The sequence below is a fragment of the Ornithinimicrobium faecis genome (assembly GCF_023923225.1).
Classification (GTDB): Bacteria; Actinomycetota; Actinomycetes; order Actinomycetales; family Dermatophilaceae; genus Ornithinicoccus; species Ornithinicoccus faecis.
On record NZ_CP099489.1, the window covers coordinates 1,907,263 to 1,928,954 of the forward strand.

General features: G+C 67.8%; 18 protein-coding genes. 9 read left to right on the top strand and 9 right to left on the bottom strand.

Annotation, left to right across the window (positions count from 1 at the left end):
* Window positions 1-249: 249 nt before the first annotated feature.
* Window positions 250-2,481 carry a DEAD/DEAH box helicase gene (locus NF556_RS08805; RefSeq protein WP_252595263.1) on the top strand — a complete coding sequence of 744 codons (2,232 nt, stop codon included), beginning with the start codon at window positions 250-252 and terminating at the stop codon, window positions 2,479-2,481.
* A gap of 90 nt (window positions 2,482-2,571) precedes the next feature.
* Here NF556_RS08805 and NF556_RS08810 read toward each other — a convergent pair whose 3' ends face one another.
* From NF556_RS08810 to NF556_RS08835, 6 genes are all read right to left on the bottom strand, one after another.
* A complete protein-coding gene (locus NF556_RS08810) occupies window positions 2,572-3,015 on the bottom strand; it encodes a hypothetical protein (protein ID WP_252595264.1) in 444 nt (147 codons plus the stop codon).
* Between the two features lie 467 nt (window positions 3,016-3,482).
* Window positions 3,483-4,103, bottom strand: coding sequence for a DUF6318 family protein (locus NF556_RS08815; protein ID WP_252595759.1), 621 nt, complete (start codon window positions 4,101-4,103; stop codon window positions 3,483-3,485).
* Window positions 4,104-4,230: 127 nt separating this feature from the next.
* Window positions 4,231-4,974: a GTP pyrophosphokinase gene (locus tag NF556_RS08820; protein WP_252595265.1), complete on the bottom strand. Its 744-nt coding sequence runs from the start codon at window positions 4,972-4,974 to the stop codon at window positions 4,231-4,233.
* Window positions 4,975-5,115: 141 nt separating this feature from the next.
* The gene (locus NF556_RS08825; RefSeq protein WP_252595266.1) at window positions 5,116-6,279 is read right to left on the bottom strand and encodes an ABC transporter permease; all 1,164 of its coding nucleotides are present in this window, start codon (window positions 6,277-6,279) and stop codon (window positions 5,116-5,118) included.
* On the bottom strand, window positions 6,276-7,439 hold the full coding sequence (locus NF556_RS08830; protein ID WP_252595267.1) for an ABC transporter permease: 1,164 nt from the start codon (window positions 7,437-7,439) through the stop codon (window positions 6,276-6,278). The genes NF556_RS08825 and NF556_RS08830 overlap by 4 nt, the downstream gene beginning before the upstream one ends.
* Window positions 7,440-7,441: 2 nt before the next feature.
* Entirely contained in the window at window positions 7,442-8,419 is a 978-nt protein-coding gene (locus NF556_RS08835; protein WP_252595268.1) for an ABC transporter ATP-binding protein, read from the bottom strand.
* Window positions 8,420-8,635: 216 nt separating this feature from the next.
* Here NF556_RS08835 and NF556_RS08840 point away from each other — a divergent pair, with 216 nt between their 5' ends.
* The 6 genes from NF556_RS08840 to NF556_RS08865 all read left to right on the top strand — a co-directional run bounded on the left by NF556_RS08840 (window position 8,636) and on the right by NF556_RS08865 (window position 14,530).
* The gene (locus tag NF556_RS08840; protein WP_252595269.1) at window positions 8,636-9,304 is read left to right on the top strand and encodes a hypothetical protein; all 669 of its coding nucleotides are present in this window, start codon (window positions 8,636-8,638) and stop codon (window positions 9,302-9,304) included.
* A gap of 24 nt (window positions 9,305-9,328) precedes the next feature.
* Window positions 9,329-9,652 carry a hypothetical protein gene (locus NF556_RS08845; RefSeq protein ID WP_252595270.1) on the top strand — a complete coding sequence of 108 codons (324 nt, stop codon included), beginning with the start codon at window positions 9,329-9,331 and terminating at the stop codon, window positions 9,650-9,652.
* Entirely contained in the window at window positions 9,649-11,337 is a 1,689-nt protein-coding gene (locus NF556_RS08850) for an acyl-CoA dehydrogenase family protein (RefSeq protein ID WP_252595271.1), read from the top strand. Before NF556_RS08845 ends, NF556_RS08850 begins: the two co-directional genes overlap by 4 nt.
* Before the next feature lie 95 nt (window positions 11,338-11,432).
* Entirely contained in the window at window positions 11,433-12,701 is a 1,269-nt protein-coding gene (locus tag NF556_RS08855) for a hypothetical protein (protein ID WP_252595272.1), read from the top strand.
* Window positions 12,702-13,031: 330 nt separating this feature from the next.
* A complete protein-coding gene (locus tag NF556_RS08860) occupies window positions 13,032-13,187 on the top strand; it encodes a hypothetical protein (protein ID WP_252595273.1) in 156 nt (51 codons plus the stop codon).
* Window positions 13,184-14,530 (top strand): hypothetical protein, encoded by a 1,347-nt coding sequence (locus NF556_RS08865; protein ID WP_252595274.1) that lies wholly within the window; start codon window positions 13,184-13,186, stop codon window positions 14,528-14,530. The genes NF556_RS08860 and NF556_RS08865 overlap by 4 nt, the downstream gene beginning before the upstream one ends.
* A gap of 32 nt (window positions 14,531-14,562) precedes the next feature.
* On the opposite strand, the gene NF556_RS08870 is transcribed toward NF556_RS08865, so the two are convergent.
* Both NF556_RS08870 and NF556_RS08875 read right to left on the bottom strand, forming a co-directional pair.
* Window positions 14,563-17,004, bottom strand: coding sequence for a DNA gyrase/topoisomerase IV subunit A (locus tag NF556_RS08870; RefSeq protein ID WP_252595275.1), 2,442 nt, complete (start codon window positions 17,002-17,004; stop codon window positions 14,563-14,565).
* A gap of 108 nt (window positions 17,005-17,112) precedes the next feature.
* Window positions 17,113-18,837, bottom strand: coding sequence for a cation:proton antiporter (locus tag NF556_RS08875; RefSeq protein WP_252595276.1), 1,725 nt, complete (start codon window positions 18,835-18,837; stop codon window positions 17,113-17,115).
* 49 nt (window positions 18,838-18,886) lie between these two features.
* Here NF556_RS08875 and NF556_RS08880 point away from each other — a divergent pair, with 49 nt between their 5' ends.
* Entirely contained in the window at window positions 18,887-19,807 is a 921-nt protein-coding gene (locus NF556_RS08880; protein WP_252595277.1) for a PfkB family carbohydrate kinase, read from the top strand.
* Between the two features lie 159 nt (window positions 19,808-19,966).
* On the opposite strand, the gene NF556_RS08885 is transcribed toward NF556_RS08880, so the two are convergent.
* Entirely contained in the window at window positions 19,967-20,572 is a 606-nt protein-coding gene (locus NF556_RS08885) for a TetR/AcrR family transcriptional regulator (protein ID WP_252595278.1), read from the bottom strand.
* Between the two features lie 94 nt (window positions 20,573-20,666).
* On the opposite strand from NF556_RS08885, the gene NF556_RS08890 reads away from it, so the two are divergent.
* Window positions 20,667-21,692 carry a hypothetical protein gene (locus tag NF556_RS08890; protein WP_252595279.1) on the top strand — a complete coding sequence of 342 codons (1,026 nt, stop codon included), beginning with the start codon at window positions 20,667-20,669 and terminating at the stop codon, window positions 21,690-21,692.

A 21,692-nucleotide genomic window follows, 5' to 3' on the forward strand; every position in this document is an offset into this window, starting at 1 on the left:
GGGGGACCGGGCCGGGGGAGGTGACGAGCGTCATACAGAGTCAGTTGGTGGTCGGTGCCCTGTGTCCGGTAGTGTTGATCCTTGCCCGCGTTGTGCGATGCAGCACTGATTGAAGGGCTCGCCGGAGGACAAACCGTTCCTCGCGGCCCATCGGGTGCCATTGAGAGCACCTGGAGGTAGGTCGGTCACGCTCAAGTTAGCGATGAGGCGTCCAACCTCATCGAGTTAACCAGAATTGAGCGATTCGCCATGGCCAAGGCCATCGGGCGCGCTTCCGCGCCCTCCAACAAGAAGAAGCCCCGCCACACGACGGCCCAGAAAAAGGCCGCCGCCAAGTCACGTGAGTTGTCCGCGCGCTCCTCGCGCCGCGACGACCGCACCTCGTATGCCGACCGGAACGACCGTGATGACCGCCCCCGTCGCGGTGGTCAGGGTGGCAAGCGCTACGACGAGCGCCCGCAGCGGTCCGACCGTGACGACCGCGGTGGTCGCCGTGACTGGAACAACCGGGACGACCGTGGCCCGCGCCGCGAGTTCAACCGCGACGAGCGCCCCCAGCGTCGTGACTGGAACAGCGATGACCGTGGTCCCCGTCGTGACTTCAACGGTGAGCGTCCGCAGCGTCGTGAGTGGAACAACCGCGATGACCGTGGCCCGCGCCGTGACTTCAACGGTGAGCGTCCGCAGCGTCGTGAGTGGAACCGTGACGAGCGCCCCCAGCGTCGTGACTGGAACAGCGATGACCGTGGTCCCCGTCGTGACTTCAACGGTGAGCGTCCGCAGCGTCGTGAGTGGAACAACCGCGATGACCGTGGCCCGCGCCGTGACTTCAACGGTGAGCGTCCGCAGCGTCGCGAGTGGAACCGTGACGACCGCCCGCAGCGGTCCTTCGACCGTGACGACCGTGGTCCCCGTCGTGAGTGGAACAACCGCGATGACCGTGGCCCGCGCCGTGACTTCAACGGTGAGCGTCCGCAGCGTCGTGAGTGGAACCGCGACGACCGCCCGACTCGTCGGGACACCTCGGACGAGGCCCGTCAGAACCACAGCTGGGAGCGGCGCGAGCGTCGTGACAACCGGCACTTCTCCGAGGACCGCCCGCACTCGGTGCAGGAGCACCGTGTCGAGGAGACCCCGAAGCAGGCCAAGCCCGTGCACGAGGGCCCGAACGAGTTCGGTGACCTCGGGCTGAACGAGCAGCTGGTCGAGCGCCTCACCCAGCTCGGGCTGGTCAAGCCGTTCCCAATCCAGGCCGCCACCATCCCCGATGCCCTGGCTGGTCGTGACCTGCTGGGTCGGGGTCAGACCGGTTCTGGCAAGACGCTGGCCTTCGGCCTGCCGACGCTGCACCGCCTGGCAGAGGGCGAGCGCGCCAAGCCGCGCAAGCCGCACGCGCTGATCCTGACGCCGACCCGTGAGCTCGCGATGCAGATCATGGAGGCCCTGCGTCCGCTGCTGCAGACGATGCGACTGCGCCACCAGTTGGTGGCCGGCGGCATGTCCTACACCCCGCAGCTGCGCAGCCTGGAGCAGGGCGTTGACCTGCTCGTTGCCACGCCGGGTCGCCTCGCCGACCTGCTCGAGCGCGGTGCCGCTGACCTCTCCGAGGTCAAGATCACGGTGCTCGACGAGGCCGACCACATGGCCGAGATGGGCTTCGTCGAGGCGATCTCTGAGATCCTTGACCTCACCCCGGCCGATGGCCAGCGCCTGCTGTTCTCGGCAACGCTGGACCACGGTGTGGACAAGGTCGCCAAGAAGTACCTCTCGGACCCGGTGACCCACCAGACGGACAGCGCCACCGCGAGCGTGTCCACCATGGAGCACCACGTCTTCCTGGTCGACCCGCAGCACAAGAAGCCGATCACCGCGGCGATCGCCAACCGCACGGGCCGGACCATTGTCTTCGTGCGCACCAAGCTGGGCGCCGACCGCATTGCGCTGCAGTTGCGTGAGTGCGGCGTGTTCGCCGCGGCCCTGCACGGTGGGCTCAACCAGGCGCAGCGCACCCGCGTCCTCGAGGCGTTCAAGTCCGGCGAGTTGCCGGTCCTGGTCGCCACGGACGTCGCGGCGCGTGGCATCCACGTTGACGAGGTGTCCCTCGTGCTCCAGGCGGACCCGCCGGCAGATCACAAGGACTACCTGCACCGTGCCGGTCGCACGGCGCGTGCGGGGGAGACCGGTCGCGTGGTGACCCTGGCACTGCCGCACCAGAAGAAGGGCGTGCAGCGCATGCTCGAGGCCGCCGGTGTGGACGCCAACCCGACCAAGGTGACTCCGCAGGACTCCGCGGTGCTGGAGACCGCCGGTGGCCGTGAGCCTTCCTTCGAGGCGATCCCGCAGTCGGTGCTCGACCGCCTGCTGCGCCCGAAGCGTCCCCAGGGTCGTGGCAACTACCGCGGTCGCCCGCAGCGCCGCAACGGCGGCTTCGACCGCGAGCGCGGCAACCGCGTCGCCGGTGGCTACCGGGGCAACCGCTGATTTCAGCCCTGGCGGCAGCTGACTGCTGCTGACAACGAGACCGGCCCCGCACGCGATCAGCGTGCGGGGCCGGTCTCGTTGTCTGTGGTGTCAGTCGTAGAGGCGGTTGCGCGAGGTGAAGACCTCAAGCGGATTAAGAGGTCCTTCGATGGTCGCGGTGCCGGGGATGGCAGTCCACGCGCCACCATCGACGCTGACGTCGCCGCCGTAGACCACCGTGATGTGCGGCTCGACCGTCGCCGCGCCCGAGTATTCGTGCGTGATGTCACCGTCTGGGTGTTGACCACCGAGCGAGCTGGTCGGGCCGATCGAGTTCCCGTCGCCAAAGTGGTAGGTCGCCGACTCCAGGACCGGACGGATGCGCACCTCGTAACCGATGATCTCGGTGGTGTCGATCTCGTCGGGTTCGAAGCCATCCTCTGGCCAGACGAGTTCATAGAAGACCGGCAGGTTGACGAGCGTGCGGCCATCCGGTGGCTCAATCGACATCGTGGGCAGAGCGAAATCGGTCTGGTGGAACTGCTCGAGAATCATCTCCTCGGTGAGTTCTTGACCGCCCTCGCCCGACCTGGGTGGAACTTCCGATCGATAGCACGTCGGGAACACCAGCACGAAGATTCCGACTTCGCCAGAGTCCTCCACTGTCCGACGATATACGTCAGAGTATGGTCCCGAACTCCCAGGAACTCGTTCTTCGCAGTAGGTTGTGGCGAACTCACAACTTACTCGATCAGGGAAGTGGGGATCATTCCCTGGGCATCTGATAACGGCTGAGTACTCGTACCATTTATCTGGGTTTTTCGGGTCCGTTTTGGGTGGGTAGGCACGGCTGAGTGCGCGCGTTTCTGAGAGTGTCAACCCAATATATTTCCCTGGTGGGACGATGATACATTCTTTTATGACAGGCTTTTTGCAGAGTGGGACAGTAACGGTTGCGGGACCGCCACCTAAGCCAGAACTTACTGCAGTGACACTTGCGACCATTGCGGCTAGAAGCATGATCACTCCGCTTGGATCTCGAGGATTTTCCAGCCGTCGTCAACCCAATGAAGTCGGATCGCCATCTCGAAAGACGAAGGTTCAAGTCCCTCCTCGACGACAGTCCCATCCTTGTCGAGTGTGGCAGGGACAGGCTGTGTAACGCTTGCGAGAATTACCATCGACTCGCCGGTGGAGCGAGCCTCTAAGGGATCGAACGTGATTACTGGACCATCGCTGTGATGCTCGTTGCTTGTGTAGCTATCAACAAGTTCCTGGAAATTCTGACACGTTTGGCAATCGGGATCAGCCAAGTTATCCAGCAGCCCAGGAGTGGAAGTTGACGTCGAGTAGTTGAGTGAGTTCAAGTAGTGCTCGGCAAACGCAGCAGCTCCAGCCTCGGAGTCCTCGGTCGCCTCGTCGGGCAACTCAGGCGGCCCAGCAACCTCGGTCGTCTCGACCACATCCGGGGGAGACGAGGTCTCCACCACATCGTCCGGCGGCGCCTCCGTCGTCGGGGCGGCGTCTGTTGTGGGGGCGGTCTCGCTCGTCAGCGCGTCCTCGCCCGTCGGTGGATCAGCGGGTTCAGCCTCGCCGCTGCATCCAGCCAGGAGGGCGCCTGCAGCAATCAGCGTCAACGTCATCGTCTTCAAGGAGTGGCCTCCTCAGTCGGCACGCCCGCAGATCCCCACGAGCCGGTCGTGCCAGACAGTCTCACCCGCGGCGGCCACGCATAACGTTGTCCACAGGTAAAATCTGTGTATAGACGCCTCAGACGAAGCGGTTGTTGATCCGTGACTCCCGGAGCTCATGCAGTTGCCGGACGACGTCGTCGGTCGGCCCGGCGGGTGATGGACCAGCGAACTCGCCATGGGTCTGCAGGTGCAGCGCACCCATCCGTTCGTCCAGGTCAGCGGCGGTCTTGGCGGCGTCCTGGAGTTGCACCAGCAGGTCCTCGGGCACGGAGTCGCGATACTTGTAATAGATCTTGTGCTCCAGGCTGGCCCAGAAGTCCATCGCGACGGTGCGCAGCTGCAGCTCGACGGTGACCGGCACGATCCGGTCCGAGAGGTGCACGGGCACCCGGATCAGCCCGTGCAGGCTCCGATAACCGTTGGGCTTGGGGTTGTCGATGTAGTCCTTGACCTGCAGCACCTCGACATCGGGTTGCGAGATCAGCATGTCGTAGACGTTGTAGACGTCCCGCACGAAACTGCAGGCCACCCGCACGCCGGCGATGTCGGTGATGTTGTCCCGGATCGCCTCAAAGGACGGGTCCAGGCCGCGGCGCCGGATCTTCTCCAGGATCGACTCCGGCGTCTTCAGCCGGGTCAGCACGTGCTCGATCGGGTTGTAGTCGTGCAGGTGGGTGAACTCCTCCTGCAGGATCGAGATCTTCGTCTCGACCTCGTCCATGCCGAACTTGTACTCCATCATGAAGCGGGTGAAGTCGGCGCGCACCCGAGCGAGGTCACCCGAGGCGCCGAGTTGGCTCAGTTGATTGCTGGCGGGCATCTTTGCAGGGTCCACATGATCACCGTATGCCGTCTGGCTGAGTCGCACCTGAAGGTCTCCTGAGGAATGGGGCAGGGGAGTGCGGGCGAGCCCGCGGACCGGTGGACCGGTCCGCGGGCTCGTTGCCGTGCCGTGGTGTGCTCAGAGGGAGCGCGCCATGCTGCGGCGCAGCAGCCACGTCCCCAGGAGCAGGACGCCAGCGGCCATCGCGAGCAACACACCCAACTGCGGGAGGATGTCGACGAGACTGCCGTTGTTGCGCTGGATGGCGGCAAAGGCGTCATAGCCCCACGCGTGCGGCGTGATGTGGGCGATGGTGCGCATGGTCTCGGGGAAGATCTCCAGGGGCATCATCCCGCCACCGATCGCGGCCAGCACGAGGCCGAGTCCGACGCCGGCACCGACGGCCGCGCCCTCGTTGTCCAGGATCGACCCCAGCACCATGGCCGCGCCGGCCGCGACCAGCGCAAACACCGCCAGCACCAGCAGTGACAACCCGATGTTGCCCCAATCCACACCGAACATCAGCCAGGTCGCCAGCATAATGTAGCCACCTTGGAAGAAGGCGATCACCCAGCGCCCGAGGGACTGCCCGGCGATGGCCGACAGGGTGCTGACCGGCGAGGCCAACGTGCGGCCCATCACCCCTTGACGTCGCGCGTTGATCAGGGTCGAGGACCCGGCCAACGACGTCAGGAAGGTGAACAGCAGCAGCTGTGAGGAGGCCCCGAGGTCAAACTGGCCCAGTCCCTGGAACTCCTGGGCCAGCTCATCGACGCTGGTGACCTGAAGTTTCGGCGTGGCCACCTGGCCTGCTGCGGCGTCGAGTGCCTGGTTCGCCTCGTCGGCTGTGGCTCCGGCGCCCTCGAGTGCACTGACCTGGATCTGTCGGAGGTCAAGGTTCCCGACGGCGACCTGGACGCGTTGCTGCGCGGCCGTGCTCGTCGAGGCGTTGCCGGCAATGATCTCCAGCTCGACGGGGTCACCCGCAGCGTTGGCTGCCGCGGCCTCCTCGTCGACCACGAGGCCGGCGTCGGTCCGTCCTCGGGCGACCTGCTCGAGCATGGCGTCGTGGTCGGCATACGAGACCGAGACGTCGCCCTGCTCAAGTTGCTCTGCCACGGCGGTGCGCAAGTCGCTGTCCGGGCCGCTGATGGTCACGCTTCCCGAGTTGCCCGAGCCGCCGAACTGCGAGCCCAGGACGAAGACCAGGATCAGCGGGAAGATGAAGGTGAAGAAGATGTTGCCCTTGTCCTTGACGAAGCGTCGGAGCTCGACGCCTGCAATGGCGAGTGCGGACCTCATGCCATCGCCCCCCGGTCCGGCAGGATCCGGGCAATGACGAGTGCCACCGCCGCAAACCCGAGCATGATCAGGACAGGCGTGCCGATGTCAGCCAGGCCGCCGCCCCCACTGGTGATCCCCAGCCCGCGGATCATCGCGCCCACCGGGTTGAGGTCGAGGATCGTGCCGAGCAGCCCGGTCCCGCTCATCGGGAAGAAGGCGCCACCGGCGATGCCGAGCACCATGGCCAGGATGGTCTGGATGACGGTGGCCTGCTCGGTGGTCTTCGCCAGCTTGATCACGATGAAGGTCAGCGATGTGGTCGCGATCACGGCACTGATGATGAGCACTGCGATCGGCAGCGGTGAGCCGAAGTCGACACCGAAGAGCATGCTGCCCGCTGCGAGCAGGATGGAGGTGGCGACGACGCCGAGGCAGAAGCTGCTGAGCACCTTTGACAACGTCACCAGCATCGGGTTCATCGGCATCGAGCGCAGCCGCGCCAGCGTGCCGAACTCACGCTCAGCGAGCAGGCCGAGCACACCGAAGCTGACGGTGAACATCAGGAACAGCCCGGCCTGACCGGCAACCAGTGCACCCTTGGGGTCCAGTTGCTGGTCGGAGGCCTGCCCCTGAGCCAGCGTGATCGCCGACTCACCGGTGGCCACCTGCTGTGCCAGTCCGCCGAGGTCTGCTGCGGGCAGCCCCAGGGCAGCACCGGCGGTCGTGGTCACCGCGCTGGCACCCGCACGGTCCAGGAAGCCCTGCACCACCGAGAGCACGACGCCGGTCTCGATGCCGGAGCCATCACCCTCGATGGCCTCGACCTCGACCGGCTCACCGGCCATCAGCGCGGTGGAGAACCCCTCGGGGATCACCAGGCCAAGTTTGGCGTCACCGGACTCGGCGCGCGCCTGCACGTCGGCGGCGGAGGTCTCGGTCACCTCGACGTCGAGGCCGATCTCGGGCAGGGTCTGCACGAGGGCCGCGGCGAGCTGGTCGCCCTCCGGGGCGGAGACGGCGACGGTCGCGGTGTCCAGGTCCATGTCCATGGCGTCGCCCATGACCAGGTTCATGGCCCCCATCAGTGCCAGCGGCACGACGACGGCAAAGATGATGACCGACTTGTCTCGCAAGCGTTGGACCAGGTCGGTCTTGAGCAGTGTGAAGAGTTGTCTCATGGTCAGTCCCGCAGCGCTTTGCCGGTGAGGTGCAGGAAGACCGACTCGAGGTTGGGTCGGCTGATCTGCACATCGCTCAACTGCATGCCCGAGGAGGTGGCGGTGGTGACGATCTGGGCGACCGCAGTGGGTGCGTCGTGCACCGTGAGCTGGAGGTGCCCGCGCTCGGGGTTGGCCTGAGCGACCGAGTCGAGTCTGAGCAGCGCCTCCGCGGCGGTCGTGGTGTCTCCGGAGCCGCTCAGCTCGATGTTGTCGACGCCGCCGGTGAGCCGGATCAACTCATCGCGAGTGCCCTCAGCCTGCAGCGTGCCGGAGTCGATGATGCCGATCCGGTCACAGAGCCGCTCGGCCTCCTCCATGTAGTGCGTTGTGTAGATCACGGCCATGCCCTCGTCGGCCAGTGCTTCCACCGACTCCAGGATGGCGTTGCGCGACTGCGGGTCAACGCCCACGGTCGGCTCATCCAGGATCAGCAGGGTGGGTTTGTGGAGCAGCCCGATGCCGATGTTGAGTCGGCGCTTCATGCCGCCGGAGAAGTCCTTGGTCGGGCCCTTGGCGCGGTCGGTGAGCCCGGTGAGCTCGAGCACCTGGCCGACGCGGGACTTCAGCTCCCCGCCGGTCAGCCCCTGCAACTTGCCAAAGAAGTTGAGGTTCTCTCGGGCGCTCAGGTCGGGATAGATCGCCAGGTCCTGCGGCACCAGTCCGAGGTGACGCTTGGGTGCCACCTTCTTGGGCCCCATCTGCTGGCCCATGACGGTCACGCTGCCCTCATCGGCCTCGAGGAGGCCGGCGACCATCGAGATCGTGGTCGTCTTGCCCGCGCCGTTCGGCCCCAGCAATCCATAGGTCTCACCGGGCGCCACCGTGAACGACACGCCGTCGACCGCGGTCAGGTCTCCGAAGCGCCTAACCAGGCTGTCCACGACGAGGACAAACTCTTGGCCCCCTGTTGCTGTTGGCTGCACTGCTGTCTGCGTCATGTCCCAGTCCTCTTCGTCAGTGATTTCCCCACGAGCATCAGCCTAAAGACCGAGTGGCCCTGAGCGACAGGGATATCTGTCACATCTCCACCAGAAGAAGTGTCACATGCACCGCTTCGCGCAGGTGACTGAAAACCCGTTGCCACACAACGGCACTCGGGACTAACATCATCTCCAGGAGGAGAGCAGTGCTCTCACTATGCGAGGGGATGTCCGATGATTGCCACCCAGACCCAACCCGCGATCGACCGGCCAGCGGAGCGCCGCGGCCGTGACCGGCTCATCGCACCGACCGTGGGCACCGGAGCGCTGATGCTGATCTATCTGCTCGCCCGGCCCTATGGCGACGCCAGTGGGGCCACGACACCCGAGGCTGCGGACGCCTTCGCGAGCATTTGGTGGGTGGTGGCCCACGTCGCCGGTGCCCTGACGCTGGCCTCCTATGCGTGGCTGGCCCTGCGCCTGGCCGATCTCGTCCCGGGTGTGGCCGGCTCGCTGTCCCGCGCGTTAGGGCTGGGCGGGCTCGTGCTCGCGCTGCCCTACTTCGGTGCCGAGACCTTCGCCCTGCACGTCATCGGCAAGCAGGCGGTCGCAGGCAACACGGCGGTCCTCGACCTCGTCGAGCCGATCAGGAATCAGCCAGTGGCGATGACGATGTTCGGGCTCGGCCTGGTGCTGTTGGCTGTCTCGGCGGTGCTGCTCGCCATGACCTGGTGGCGCTCGGGCACCGGCCCGGCGTGGGCAGTCTGGCCGTTGACGGCCGCGGTGGTGCTCTTCCTGCCGCACTTCTTCCTGCCCCCGGGTGGGCGCGTGGCCTACGGCGTGCTGTATGCCGTGGCGTGCGTTCTCCTCCTCCTCGGCCTGACCCGTGGTCGCCTGCGGTGACCGCGCGCGTGGCACCATGACCTGGTGAATCTGACCGGCCCGCGACGGAGGTTCTCGCTGCAGCGACTGGTGCGCCGCACCGTGAGCCGCGCGGTCACGCGTCAGGAGATGTGCAACGGCAACACCGAGACCTGGCGCCAGATGCTCTCCCGCGACTCGATTATCGTGTGGCACTTCCGCAGCTGGCGCCGCAAGCAAGAGCGGATCCACCAGTGGGTCAGTGACCCGAGCAGCGTGCTGGAGCGGGCTGCCGCCGGAGGCCGTGCACCGGATCGGGAGCCACCGGAGGTGCTGCACCTGCGCAGCTCCTCGCAGACCGAGGCCTGGTTGGCCACACTGGGACCATGACACCGAGCAAGGACGCCCACATCACTCACCCGCAACCTCGCGCCGGCACGCACGCGGTGACGAACCAGGCGCCGCCCAGGGTCGACGTGAACGAGTTCACCGGCAACCAGGTGCTGGCCGAGGGCGTCTCCACCTTCGGTGCCAGTTGGGCTGTCTTGCAGCTGGACACAGTGGGTGCCCTGGTCGGCTCGTCGTCCTTCCAGCAGGACGCCCGGACCGCCCACACCAGCCCGCCCGTGCTGCGCACCCACGACCGCTGGGGCCAGCGGATCGATCAGGTCGACTACCACCCGGCTTACCACCGGATCATCGGTGACGCCGTCGCCCACGGCGCCCACACCAGCGCCTGGGCGACCCCGCGAGCCGGCGCGCACGTCGCCCGGGCCGCGACGTTCATGCTGTTCGCGCAGGTCGAGCCGGGCCATGCCTGCCCGATCTCCATGACGCACTCGGCCGTGCCCGCCCTGCGGGCCACCCCGGAGCTGGCCGACCGCTGGCTGCCACGGGTCTACGGGACCGGCTATGACGGCATACTCCGTGCTCCGGGAGACAAACCCGGAGCGCTGTTCGGCATGGCGATGACCGAGAAGCAGGGCGGCTCGGACGTGCGCGCCAACACCACGCGCGGTGAACAGGTCGGGGGAGGGGACTATCTGCTGACGGGGCACAAGTGGTTCTGCTCAGCCCCGATGTCGGACGCCTTCCTGGTCCTCGCACAGACCTCGCGCTCGGGGACCGAGGAGGGACTGAGCTGCCTGCTGGTGCCGCGCGTGCTCGAGGACGGCACCCGCAACGTCTTCGCGATCCAGCGGCTCAAGGACAAACTCGGCAACAAGTCCAACGCCTCCAGCGAGGTCGAGTTTGACGGCACCGTCGGGCACCTGGTGGGCGAGCCCGGCCGCGGCGTCCGCACCATCATCGAGATGGTGGCGCGCACCCGACTGGACTGTGTGCTGGGCAGCACGGCGGGGATGCGGCAGTCCGTGGCCGAGGCGCTGTGGCACGTGCGCCACCGCTCGGCCTTCGGTGCGACGCTCATCGACCAGCCGGCGATGACCGCCGTTGTGGCCGACCTGGCGCTGGAGGCCGAGGCTGCGACGCTCACCTCGCTGCGGCTGGCCCAGGCGCACGAGGACGACGCCTCCGACCAGGAGATCGCCTTCCGTCGACTGGCCACGGCCGTGTCGAAATACTGGATCTGCAAGCGCGGTCCGCATCACGCCTATGAGGCGTTGGAGTGTCTGGGTGGCAACGGCTACACCGAGGACTTCCCGCTGGCGATGCGTTATCGCGAGCAGCCGGTGATGGCGGTCTGGGAGGGCTCGGGCAACGTCATCGCCCTCGATGTCCTGCGGGCGATGGGCCGAGAGCCGGAGACCGTCGAGGCATTACTGGCCGAGCTCGCGCTCGCCGAGGGGACCCACCGCGACTACGACCGCCACCTGGCGCGACTGCGCGCGCAGCTGGGCGCTGCACAGGGACAGGACCTCGCCGGTCTCCAGGCCGGCGCACGCCGGCTCACCGAAACTCTGGCCCTGGCGCTCCAGGCGAGTTTGATGATCAGGCATGCCCCGGCATACAGCTCCGAGGCCTTTGTCGCGGCCCGACTGGGGGAGGACCGTGGCGCGCAGTTTGGAGTGCTGCCCGCCGGCGCCGACCTGGCCTCGATGCTGGGCCGACACTGATGCGCATGAGTGTCTCGGGCCCGATCCAGGACTGAGAGACCGGACCAGCGGACCGCTCAGGCAGAATAGTCGATCGACCGGATCGACCTGAGGGGATGAGGATGACCGAGTCCGGCTATCGCAGCCCGATGAACCCGACCCAGCGACAGCATGCCGCCTCTCGGGTGCGGCGGTGGCTGGGTGCTGCCGAGATCGACGCGCTGCTGGGGGCGAGCGGCGAGGACGCGGCGACCCAGTTGCTGCTGGAGAACACTCCGGCGGTGACCACCGACTCCGTCGAGGACGGTTGGGACCTGCTGGAGTTTGAGCGCGCCGACCTCCCTGAGAGTGCGGCAGAGCACTGGGGCAGGTTGTGTCGCCGGGTCGGGGGTCTGGCGGTGATCTTGGCCTTCGTGGGTCTGGTGGCCGGGCTCGTCGTGGGCATGGTCGGCACGGAGCACGACGACGCGTTCGAAGCGCTGCCGGGGATGCTGGGCGGAATCTTGCTGCCAGTCCTCGGCGTGCTGGGTGGGGCTGGTCTCCTGCTGGTAGTCGTTGGTGGCTTCCTCGGGTCCGTTGCCAAGGTGATCGACGCGCGTGCCGTGGCGAGGTGGGCCGCAGCCAGACCGGGGCAGGCTCAGCGGGGGCTGCCGACGCAGGAGCCGATCAGCAGGCTCCTGGGCTGGTTTGTGGCAGTCTCGATCATCGGCTGGGGCGTCGGCGGGTTCACTGGGATCTTCGGCATCTGGCTCATGGGTGAGGGGGACTTCGCAGTCTGGGGCCCGCTGGTGGCCGCGGCAGCGCTGTGTCTCGTGGGTTTCCTCTCCGCGCGGGCCGGGCGGGCCGTCGCCCGGGCGGCGGCCGTCGCCGACAGGCACCTCTATGTGCTGGGCAAGCGCGAGCGGGGTCTGCCGCTCGACGTGGCCACCTCTGTGGCCGAGTCGGTCCTGGTGGTTTCCGACCCGATGGTCGTGACGTATGCGGCTGAGGAGTTCACGGCATACCCCCTGACGACCCGGCTGTCAGAGGAGGACTTGCGCACACGACGCGAGAGGGGGGCCGTTGATGGCTACACCGAGGTCATCAGTCCGTCGGGCACGGCCCCGCTCGTGACCCGGGAGACCACAAACCACGAGCACCACGACGACCGCCACTGGCAGCGGGAGTATGCCGGGGGCTGGCTCGTCGCGAGCGGCCGCACCCTGGACTTCGGTCGGCCTGCCTGGCTGATGGTGCGGGATCGCCCCGAGCGGTTCGCCCAGGAGGTGCTTCCGCTCTTCGAGGATCACTTCGGGCTCGAGAAGGGCAGCGTCACACTCGTGCCCCCAGAGCAGCTGCCCGAGGACGAGTTCTGGATCAAGGACTGGGTGAAGGCCCGTGGCTGACTCGATCTGACCCAGGATCAGCGACGTGCCGTGGCTGCGCTTGCCGCCAAGGCGCTCACGCAATGACAGCCATCATCCTGTCCGGGTCTGGACTCAGACAGGATCTTCGAGGAGGGGACGGATCGGCTGGGGTCAGCGGAAGCGGTTCTGGCCACCCTGAAGGAGGGATTGTTCGTGACGACCGCCTCGATCGGTCATGGAGCAACGGTAGCCCGTGTAGACATATTCGTCTACAACCGTCGCGTCGATGAACCTGCGGAACCATCCGCGGACCCGGGCGCGTCCGATGACACGGCAGGATGTCATCGGACGCACCACGGGAGGATGTTGATGTACGACAGGATCACTCAGGACGTGCTGCCGCTGTTTGATGAGCGCCACGGGTTGATGCCCGACAGCCTGAGCGCCCAGGCGCCGGAACAGGTGCCCGCTGATCAGTTCTGGATCCGTGACTGGGTCCGAGCCCACGCAGACGAGGCTGGGTGAACGAGGTGTCGGACGACGCGCAGGACCGAGCCACGCAGGACAGTGCCGGGGTCACGGACGGACAGCGCCGCCGCGCAGCGCTCCGGCTGCGCCGCTGGCTGGGAGCCGAGCCGATGGATGCCCTGCTCGGAGCCCAGGGGGCCGACGACGCGGGCACCCGGTTGCTGGCCAACCACCCCGTCGTGACGTCCGAGAGCGTGCAGGACGGCTTGGACCTCCTCGCGGCCCGACGCAACGACCACCCCGGCGGCTTGCGGGTGGAGCGGCTCGGCACCGTGCTGACGCGGGCGCGGGTGGTCGCCTGGACACTCTTCGTCGTGGCGGCCATCCTCCTCGTTGCTGCCGCGATCATCCTCTCCGACACCGGGGACTCCGATCTGATCTTCGAGGAACTGGCCGACCGGCTGGGAGGCAGCGGCGCAGTGCTGGTCGTGCCCCTGCTCATCCTGTTTGCCGTGGCCGTGGTCCTGGTCTGGGTGACGGCGAGTTGGCGGCACGTGATCGCCCTCGGTGAGGCACGCCATGCCGTCCGCTGGGCCGCAGACCGCCCCGGTCAGGTGACGCGCGGGCTGCCGGTCGTCGAGCCGTTCAACGGGTTCCGGGGTTGGCTGATCGGCCCGGCGGTCATCTGCTGGATCGTGGCCGCCCTGACGCTCGCCGTCGTGCTGTGGATGGCGGCGGACGGGGAGATCGCTGTTGTGCCACTGCTGGTCGGGGTGGGGCTGGGCCTGGTCGGCTGGCTGTTCTTTGCCGGGCAGCGTGCCCTCGCCCGCATCGCGAGGATTGCCAACGACCACCTGGTCCTGCTCCGCCCCCGGGAGCACTCGTTGCGGATGACGCCGGCCACGGCTCTGCGGGAGCGGTTCCTGATCCTGAAGGAGGGTGCGTTCGAGACGACGGCCTCGGAGGAGCGGACGGTCTATCCGTTCACCGTGCAGCTGCCTGCCGATGAGTTGAAGCGCCTCCATGAGCAGAACGATCAGGACTTTGAGCCCGAGCGGACCATGATCGGCGCGCCAGACGAGGCGCCACTGGTCACCGCCGAGAAGCCCGGCGATGAGTCGACGCTGGAGGGCTATTTCGAGCGGGAGTATGCCGGCGGCTGGCTGGTCGCGCAGGCTCGGACCGGGGACGGGGCCTGGGGTAAGAACAGGCGTGCCTGGATCATCGTGCGTGACCACCCGGAGCGCTTCTCGCAGGAGGTTCTGCCCCAGTTCGGCGACCGTCACGGGCTGGTGCCCAGGAGCCTTCGCCTCCTCGATGAGCCCCAGCAGGTGTGGACCGAGGGTGCGTGGATCGAGTCCTGGATCCGGCGCCACGACAGCGACGAGTGGCCGTTCTAGCCCTCACGCAGTCTGGCACCGCGCCAGGTGGCCTAGTGGATCGCGGTGATCGGGGCCGCCGCCGGGATGCCTGACCCGTCCCGCTTGCCGTTGGCATCGGGCAGCTCGACCGCAGCGCCGTTGCCGGACGCGGCCATCGGGGGAGCGGCACCGGCCCAGCCCAGAAGCAGCGCGTCCTCGCCGCGCAGGAACCGGTGGCAGCGCACGCCGCCGGTGGCGCGGCCCTTGGCGGGATATTCCTCGAATGGGGTGACCTTGACCGACCCGGTCTGGGTGCCGGGGAGCGCGCCCGAGGACCCGGAGACCGTGACCACGACGTTCTCGGCCGAGGAATCGACCGCCCAGAAGCCCTGCACGGCAGCGTCCTTGGCCAGTTTGATGCCGGCGATGCCACCACCGCTGCGGCCCTGGGCGCGCACGCCCGAGGCGCTGAAGTGCAGCAGCTGAGCATCGTTGGTGACGAAGACCAGCTCCTCCTCGCCGGTGGTCAGCTCGACCGCGCCGACGACCTGGTCGCCGTCCTTGAGGGAGATGACCTCAAACTCGTCCTTGTTGCCGGGATAGTCCGGGTTGACCCGCTTGACGATGCCGTTGCGGGTGCCGAGCGCCAGCCCCTGACCTGTGTCCTCCAGCGAGCAGAGCGCCAGTGGCAGTGCGCCAGCCGGCAGGTCGACGAAGGCCGCCAGGGGAGCACCGCCAGAGAGTGTCGGTGCACCGTTGGTCGGGGGCAGCGTCGGCAGCTCGAGGGCGCTGATGCGCACGAGCGTGCCGGACGAGGTGACCAGACCGACCGACCCGCGGGCGGTGGTGCGCACCGCCGAGACGATGACGTCGTGCTTGCGGCGTGACCCTCCGGTGCCCAGTGGCTCATCGGTCGAGGTGCGTGCGAGCAGCCCGGTGGAGCTGAGCAGCACCCAGCACGGGTCGTCGGTGACCTCCAGCGGGGTGGAGGCTGCGGCGGTGGCGGACACGCCGTCGGACTCCAGCAGGACGGTGCGCCGTGGGGTGCCGTGCTCCTTGGCGACCGCGGCGAGCTCGTCGGAGACCAGGTTGAGCAGCAGCTGGTGGTCCTCGAGCAGCGCGCGGAGCGCCTCGATGTCTCGCAGCAGCTCGTCGCGCTCGGTCTCCAGCTCGATGCGGGAAAACTTGGTCAGGCGGCGCAGTTGCAGGTCCAGGATGTAGTTGGCCTGCAGCTCGGAGAGGTCGAAGACCTGGATCAACCGCTCGCGGGCGGTCGCCACGTCATCGGCGGCGCGGATCAGCTGGATGACCTCGTCGATGTCGAGGATGGCGATGAGCAGGCCCTCGACCAGGTGCAGGCGCTCCTCCTTGCGGCGCAGCCGATAGGCCGTGCGCCGGCGCACCACGTCGGTGCGGAACTCGACATAGACCTTGAGGAGCTCGCGCAGCCCGAGGGTGCGCGGCTGCCCCTCGACCAGGGCGACGTTGTTGATGCCGAAGCTCTCCTCCATCGGGGTGAGCTTGTAGAGCTGGGCCAGGACGGCCTCGGGGTTGAAACCGTTCTTGATCTCGATGACCAGGTGCAGGCCCTTGGTGCGGTCGGTCAGGTCGTTGATGGCGCTGATGCCCTGCAACTTCTTGGACTGCACGAGGGTCTTGACCTTGTCGATGACCTTCTCCGCGCCGACCAGATAGGGCAGCTCGGTGACCACGATGCCCTTGCGGCGGGCGGTGATGTTCTCGATGCGGGCCAGGGCGCGGGTGCGGAAGGATCCGCGGCCACTCTCATAGGCGTCGCGGATGCCGTCCAGTCCGACGATCCGACCGCCCTGGGGCAGGTCGGGGCCGGGCACGAAGCGCATCAGGTCATCCAGGCTCGCGTCCGGGTGGGCGATCAGGTGCCGTGCGGCGCCGATGACCTCGCCGAGATTGTGCGGCGCCATGTTGGTCGCCATGCCGACCGCAATGCCCGAGGCGCCGTTGACCAGCAGGTTCGGGAACGCTGCGGGCAGCACGTCCGGCTGCATCAGCTGGTCGTCATAGTTGGGGACGAAGGCGACGGTCTCCTCGTCCAGGCTGCCCGTCATCAGCAGCGCGGCAGGTGCTGGGCGGGCCTCGGTGTAGCGGCTGGCGGCCGGCCCGTCGTCCAGCGAGCCGAAGTTGCCGTGCCCATCGACGAGCGGCAGGCGCATCGTGAAGGGCTGGGCCATGCGCACCAGGGCGTCATAGATCGCGGTGTCACCGTGTGGGTGGTACTTACCCATCACGTCGCCGACCACGCGCGAGCTCTTGACGTGCGCCTTGTCCGGGCGCAGCCCCATCTCGTGCATCCCAAACAGGATCCGGCGCTGCACCGGCTTCAACCCGTCGCGGGCATCCGGCAGCGCCCGGGAGTAGATCACCGAGTAGGCATACTCCAGGAAGGCTCCCTGCATCTCGTCCCGGACGTCGATGTCGATGATCTTCTGCTCGACATCGAACAGGTCCGGTCCGGGTGGGGTGCGGCGCGCCATACTTTTAAGGGCCTCCGTGCGGGGTCAGGTGTGCGGGTGGATCGCCCTCGATCGTATGTCGTGGGTCGCCTCGATCAAGGCAGGCCACGCGCCACCGCCAGGAATGGCTCAGGCGCGGTCCCAGTGCAGCAGCGAGGTGTCCAGCGCGAGTTCCTCGGCGTCCAGGCCCCGCTGCACATCGCGCATCACCTCCTCGTCGATGGTCCCGCGGTCGCGCTCGCGCACCAGGATGTCGCGCTGGTGGCGGATCATCTTGCGGCGCAGCTCGAGCCGCGCCTGCTGTGCCGCAAGGTCGAGGCCGCGGTCCTCCGCCTCCTCGGTGCGCGCGTCATCCTCCTGGCGGGCCAGCCGCAGATTCATCGAGTTGACCAGCAGGGCAATGAGTTTGGGGTCATAGCGCTCCGACAGCTCCGCACGGTTGGTCTCAAGGTGCTCGATGCCCTCGGTCATCGTGATGGTCAGCAGGTCACGCTCCTCCTGACGGTCACGCTGGTCCTGCCCGAGATCGCGCACCTCCAGCCTCCTGATGACCAGCGGCAGGGTCAGCCCCTGGAGCAGCAGGGTGCCGATGGTCACGAAGAACGCGACGAAGACGACGATGTCGTGACCAGGCACCGGGAGGCCGGAGTCGGTGATGACCGGCACGGCTGCCGCGGCAGCCAGGGTGACCACCCCGCGCATGCTGGTCCAGGAGAGCACCGTGAGCTCGCGCCAGTTCATCGCGGGCTCCTCAACCAGGGCGGTGGGCAGCGCCCGCCGACCAGCGAATCGGTTGCGTCCCCGACTGCGGGCCCTGGACCTGGCCCGCGCCTCGAGCCGCTCGCGCGCCCGCATCCGCCGGGCCTGCTGGGAGCGAGAGGCGTAGTAGGTCCCGAAGATGAACGCCGGCCGGATCAGGATGACGACAACAAGGATCACGACAGCGACCAGCACGGTGCTCCAAACGCCCCGGTCACTGGCGGCCAACGACTCGGCGATCGGCTTCATCTGCAGGCCGATCAACGCGAAGACGACACCCTCCAGGAGCAGGTCGATCGCTGACCACACCGGACGCTCGGTGAGGCGAGCGGCATACCCCGTCTTGGGAGAGTTGAACCCGATCCACAGGCCCGCCGCCACCACGGCCAGCACCCCCGATCCACTCAGCTCCTCGGCCCCGATGTAGGCCAGGAAGGGCACCAACAGGCCCAGCATCGTCTCGGTGACCGGGTCGGTGACGTGCATCCGGATCCAGTGGAAGATGACGCCGAGCACCAGTCCGACCGCCACCCCGACGACCACGGCGAGGGCAAAGATCTCGAGGTCGTCCCACACGGTCAGCGCCGTCCCGCCGATGACCAGCAGGAAGACCTTGAACAGGGTCAGCGAGGCCGCATCGTTGATCAGACTCTCGCCGGACAGCACCGTCATCACGTGGCGGGGGAGCCCGAGCCGCCGACCGATCGCGGCAGCCGACACCGCGTCCGGCGGTGCCACGATGGCGCCGAGCAGCAGCGCCGCAGGGAGCGTCATGTCGGGCACCATCCAATAGGCCGTCAGCCCGACCACCCCCGCGGTGACGGCGACCAGGCCCACGCCGAGGCGACTGATGTGCTTGCGGCTGCGGGTGAAGTTGAGCAGCGAGACATCCAGGGCGGCTGAATAGAGCAGCGGTGGCAGGACCAGGGTCAGGATGACGTGGGAGTCGATCTCGAACTCGGGGATCCACGGCAGGCCGGCGGCAGCCAGCGCGACGCCGGTCACCAGCAGGGGTGCGGGCCAACCACGATGACGGGCGATCGCGGTCAGACCCACGCACGCCGACACCAGCAGGATCATCGGGAGAAATTCCATGGCTCTCCGGTCTAGGCGGTCACAGCGCGTGTGGCTTAAGGTCACCCTCGTGACCAGGGTGATCCACACCGGCCAGGCCCTCGTCGACCTCGTGGTCGAGGTCGGCGCCATACCCCGACGCGGCGGCAACGTGATGGCACAGTCTTTCACCCGGTATGCCGGGGGGTCAGTCAGCGTGCTGGCTGCGGCCGCGCGGTCGGGGGCTGAGGCGGTCCATGCGGGGGCGCACGGAACCGGTCCGAACGGCGACCTGATCCGCGAGGCGCTCGCCGCCGAGGGGGTCGCGCTGTCCGCCGAGCCCGTTGGCGACCTCGACACGGCCGTCTGTGTGGTGCTGGTCGAGCCGACTGCTGAGCGCACCTTTGTCACGACCCTGGGGGCCGAGCGCCAGATCACGCCGGAGAGCCTGGGCAGCTCGGCACCCGTGGCGGGGGACCTGGTCTGTGTGACGGGCTACAGCCTGCTGGAGCCCACCCGTGAGCCGTTGCTGGCCTGGCTGGAGTCGCTTGAGCAGGGCGTGCAGGTGGTGCTGGATCCGGGTGCCGCCTTCGCCGGCTTGGAGCAGTCCGTGCGGGACCGGATGCTGGCGCTGACCGATGTCTGGACCAGCAACGCCGAGGAGGCGCACGAGCTGACCGGGTTGGAGGAGCTGACCGCCACGCTGCCGGCGATCGCCGAGCTGCTGCCCGACGACGCCGTGGTGATCGTGCGGGACGGGCCGGAGGGCTGCTATCTGTTCACCGGCGGGGGCGAGGTCGCCTATCTGCCGGGCTATCCGCAGGAGCCGGTCGACACCAACGGCGCTGGCGATGCCCACACCGGCGTGCTGGTGGCCGAGCTCGCTGCCGGGACCGATCCGCATACGGCCTGCACGCGCGCCAACGCTGCCGGGGCGATCAAGGTGACCCGCCGCGGCCCGGCCACAGCACCCACCCGAGCCGAGATCGACACCTTCCTCACCCAGGTGTGACGCACGAGTCCCCCCCGCATTTTGATAGAGGTCTCGCACGCCTTTCCCGTCTTTTGATAGAGGTTTCGCACGCGGACGGGGCGCACGTGGTCCCGGGAACCCCTGGCCGCCAATGAGGCCGGCGGGGGCAGACGGTGCCGCGCGACGCGACTTCTGCGGTCAGTCGCCGGATGGCCGCCGCAGGGAGGCATAGCCCGCGGCGTAATCAGCGGGCGTGACGTCGCGGGTGATCAGACGCTGCAGGACGAAACCAGGCATGACGCCGAACAGTGACTTGGCCACCATCTCTGGATCGGCGCCGGCATCGATGTGACCAGCGCTCTGCTGCGCGATGATCACGTCGGCAAGCTTGCTGCGCAGCAGGTCGATGCGGCTGGCCACGGCGTGCCGAACATCCTCGTTGCGCACCGCCTCGGCCCAGGCCGAGACAACCACCCGCGTCAGGTCGACTGGTGCTGCCTCCGCGCGCTCGACGATCATCGAGGTGAGCAGGCGAGTGACCTCGACGGGGGAGGGGACGGGATCGCGTGCCTGGACCTCGTCGATGGCCTGGTCCAGATAGCTCAGGGAGCGGTCGGCGATGGCGAGGATCAGCTCGTCCTTGCTGCTGAAATAGCCATAGACCGCTCCGGCCGAGAGCCCGGACCCGGCGATGACGTGGGCCATCGTCGTCTTGTGAAACCCCTCCTCGGCAACGCAGATCATCGCAGCCATGAGGATCTGCTCGCGGCGCTGCTCGCGGTGCTCATCGGTGACCTTGGGCATGCCTGACTGTAAAACCGAATAAACGTTCTTGACAACTGGCGAGGGTGGGAGGACAGTGGTTTAAACAGAAGGAACGTTCGTTTAAGGAGTGACCATGACAGTGCAGACCGTGCGAGACCGCTATGAAAATGCGGGGGAGACGAGCGAAACCGCTACGAAAATGCGGGTGGGGACACCGTGGTCGCGGATCGCGGGGATGGTGCTGGGGGTTGCGGCCCTGCTGTTCGTCGTCGCGACCGCCTTCTCCTGGCCTGCGCTCAACAGCGGTCCGCACCAGGTGCCGGTTGCCGTCGTGGCGCCGGAGCCGGTCGTTGAGCAGATCGGTGGCCAGGTGGCGCAGGGGCTGGGGGAGGACGCGCTTGACCTGCAGCCGGTGGCTGACCGGGCAGCCGCCGAGGCGGCCATCGCGGATCGTGAGGTCTATGGCGCCATCGTGCTGGGCCCCGACGGCGGCGAAATGCTCACCGCCTCGGCGGCCAGCCCGGCCATCGCGCAGCTCCTGGGGCAGCTGGCGAGCTCTGTGCCGGCGCAGGTGGGCGGACCGTTGCCGGTGACCGATCTCGCTCCGCTGCCGGCCGGCGACCCGCGCGGCGCCGGTCTGGCCTCGGCTGTCCTGCCGTTGGTCATTGCCGGGATCGTCTCGGGTGCCGCCAGTGGCCTCGCGGTGCGTGGCCGCGGTCGGCAGCTGAGCACTCTTGGTCTGCTGGCGGTCGCCGCGGCCCTGGTGCTCACCAGTGTCAGCCAACTGTGGCTGGGAGCCCTCGAGGGGTCGTTCTGGGTGAATGCCGGTGTCCTGGCGCTCGGCGTCGCCTCGGTCGGTGCGGTGGCACTCGGTCTGGTGAGCCGCCTTGGCCTGCCTGGGGTGGGCCTGACGGCCCTGGTCATGGTGCTGCTGGGCAGCCCGTTCTCGGGTGCCGCGACCGGGCCGGAGATGGTGCCGGTCGGGTGGGGCACCTTCGGGCAGCTCCTGCCACCGGGGGCCACCGGCACCGCGTTGCGCTCAGTGTCCTGGTTTGACGGTGCCGCCTGGCCGGCGTTGCTGGTGCTGGTCTGCTGGCTGGTCGTTGGACTGGTGCTGTTCGCCCTGCCAACCAGGAGGGCAGCTGCGGCGTCACAGTGA

Coding starts and splice junctions, on each gene's coding strand:
- NF556_RS08805 (WP_252595263.1), top strand. CDS start 250: ATGGCCAAGGCCATCGGGCGCGCTTCCGCGCCCTCCAACAAGAAGAAG.
- NF556_RS08810 (WP_252595264.1), bottom strand. CDS start 3,015: ATGATTCTCGAGCAGTTCCACCAGACCGATTTCGCTCTGCCCACGATG.
- NF556_RS08815 (WP_252595759.1), bottom strand. CDS start 4,103: ATGACGTTGACGCTGATTGCTGCAGGCGCCCTCCTGGCTGGATGCAGC.
- NF556_RS08820 (WP_252595265.1), bottom strand. CDS start 4,974: ATGCCCGCCAGCAATCAACTGAGCCAACTCGGCGCCTCGGGTGACCTC.
- NF556_RS08825 (WP_252595266.1), bottom strand. CDS start 6,279: ATGAGGTCCGCACTCGCCATTGCAGGCGTCGAGCTCCGACGCTTCGTC.
- NF556_RS08830 (WP_252595267.1), bottom strand. CDS start 7,439: ATGAGACAACTCTTCACACTGCTCAAGACCGACCTGGTCCAACGCTTG.
- NF556_RS08835 (WP_252595268.1), bottom strand. CDS start 8,419: ATGACGCAGACAGCAGTGCAGCCAACAGCAACAGGGGGCCAAGAGTTT.
- NF556_RS08840 (WP_252595269.1), top strand. CDS start 8,636: ATGATTGCCACCCAGACCCAACCCGCGATCGACCGGCCAGCGGAGCGC.
- NF556_RS08850 (WP_252595271.1), top strand. CDS start 9,649: ATGACACCGAGCAAGGACGCCCACATCACTCACCCGCAACCTCGCGCC.
- NF556_RS08855 (WP_252595272.1), top strand. CDS start 11,433: ATGAGGATGACCGAGTCCGGCTATCGCAGCCCGATGAACCCGACCCAG.
- NF556_RS08860 (WP_252595273.1), top strand. CDS start 13,032: ATGTACGACAGGATCACTCAGGACGTGCTGCCGCTGTTTGATGAGCGC.
- NF556_RS08870 (WP_252595275.1), bottom strand. CDS start 17,004: ATGGCGCGCCGCACCCCACCCGGACCGGACCTGTTCGATGTCGAGCAG.
- NF556_RS08875 (WP_252595276.1), bottom strand. CDS start 18,837: ATGGAATTTCTCCCGATGATCCTGCTGGTGTCGGCGTGCGTGGGTCTG.
- NF556_RS08885 (WP_252595278.1), bottom strand. CDS start 20,572: ATGCCCAAGGTCACCGATGAGCACCGCGAGCAGCGCCGCGAGCAGATC.
- NF556_RS08890 (WP_252595279.1), top strand. CDS start 20,667: ATGACAGTGCAGACCGTGCGAGACCGCTATGAAAATGCGGGGGAGACG.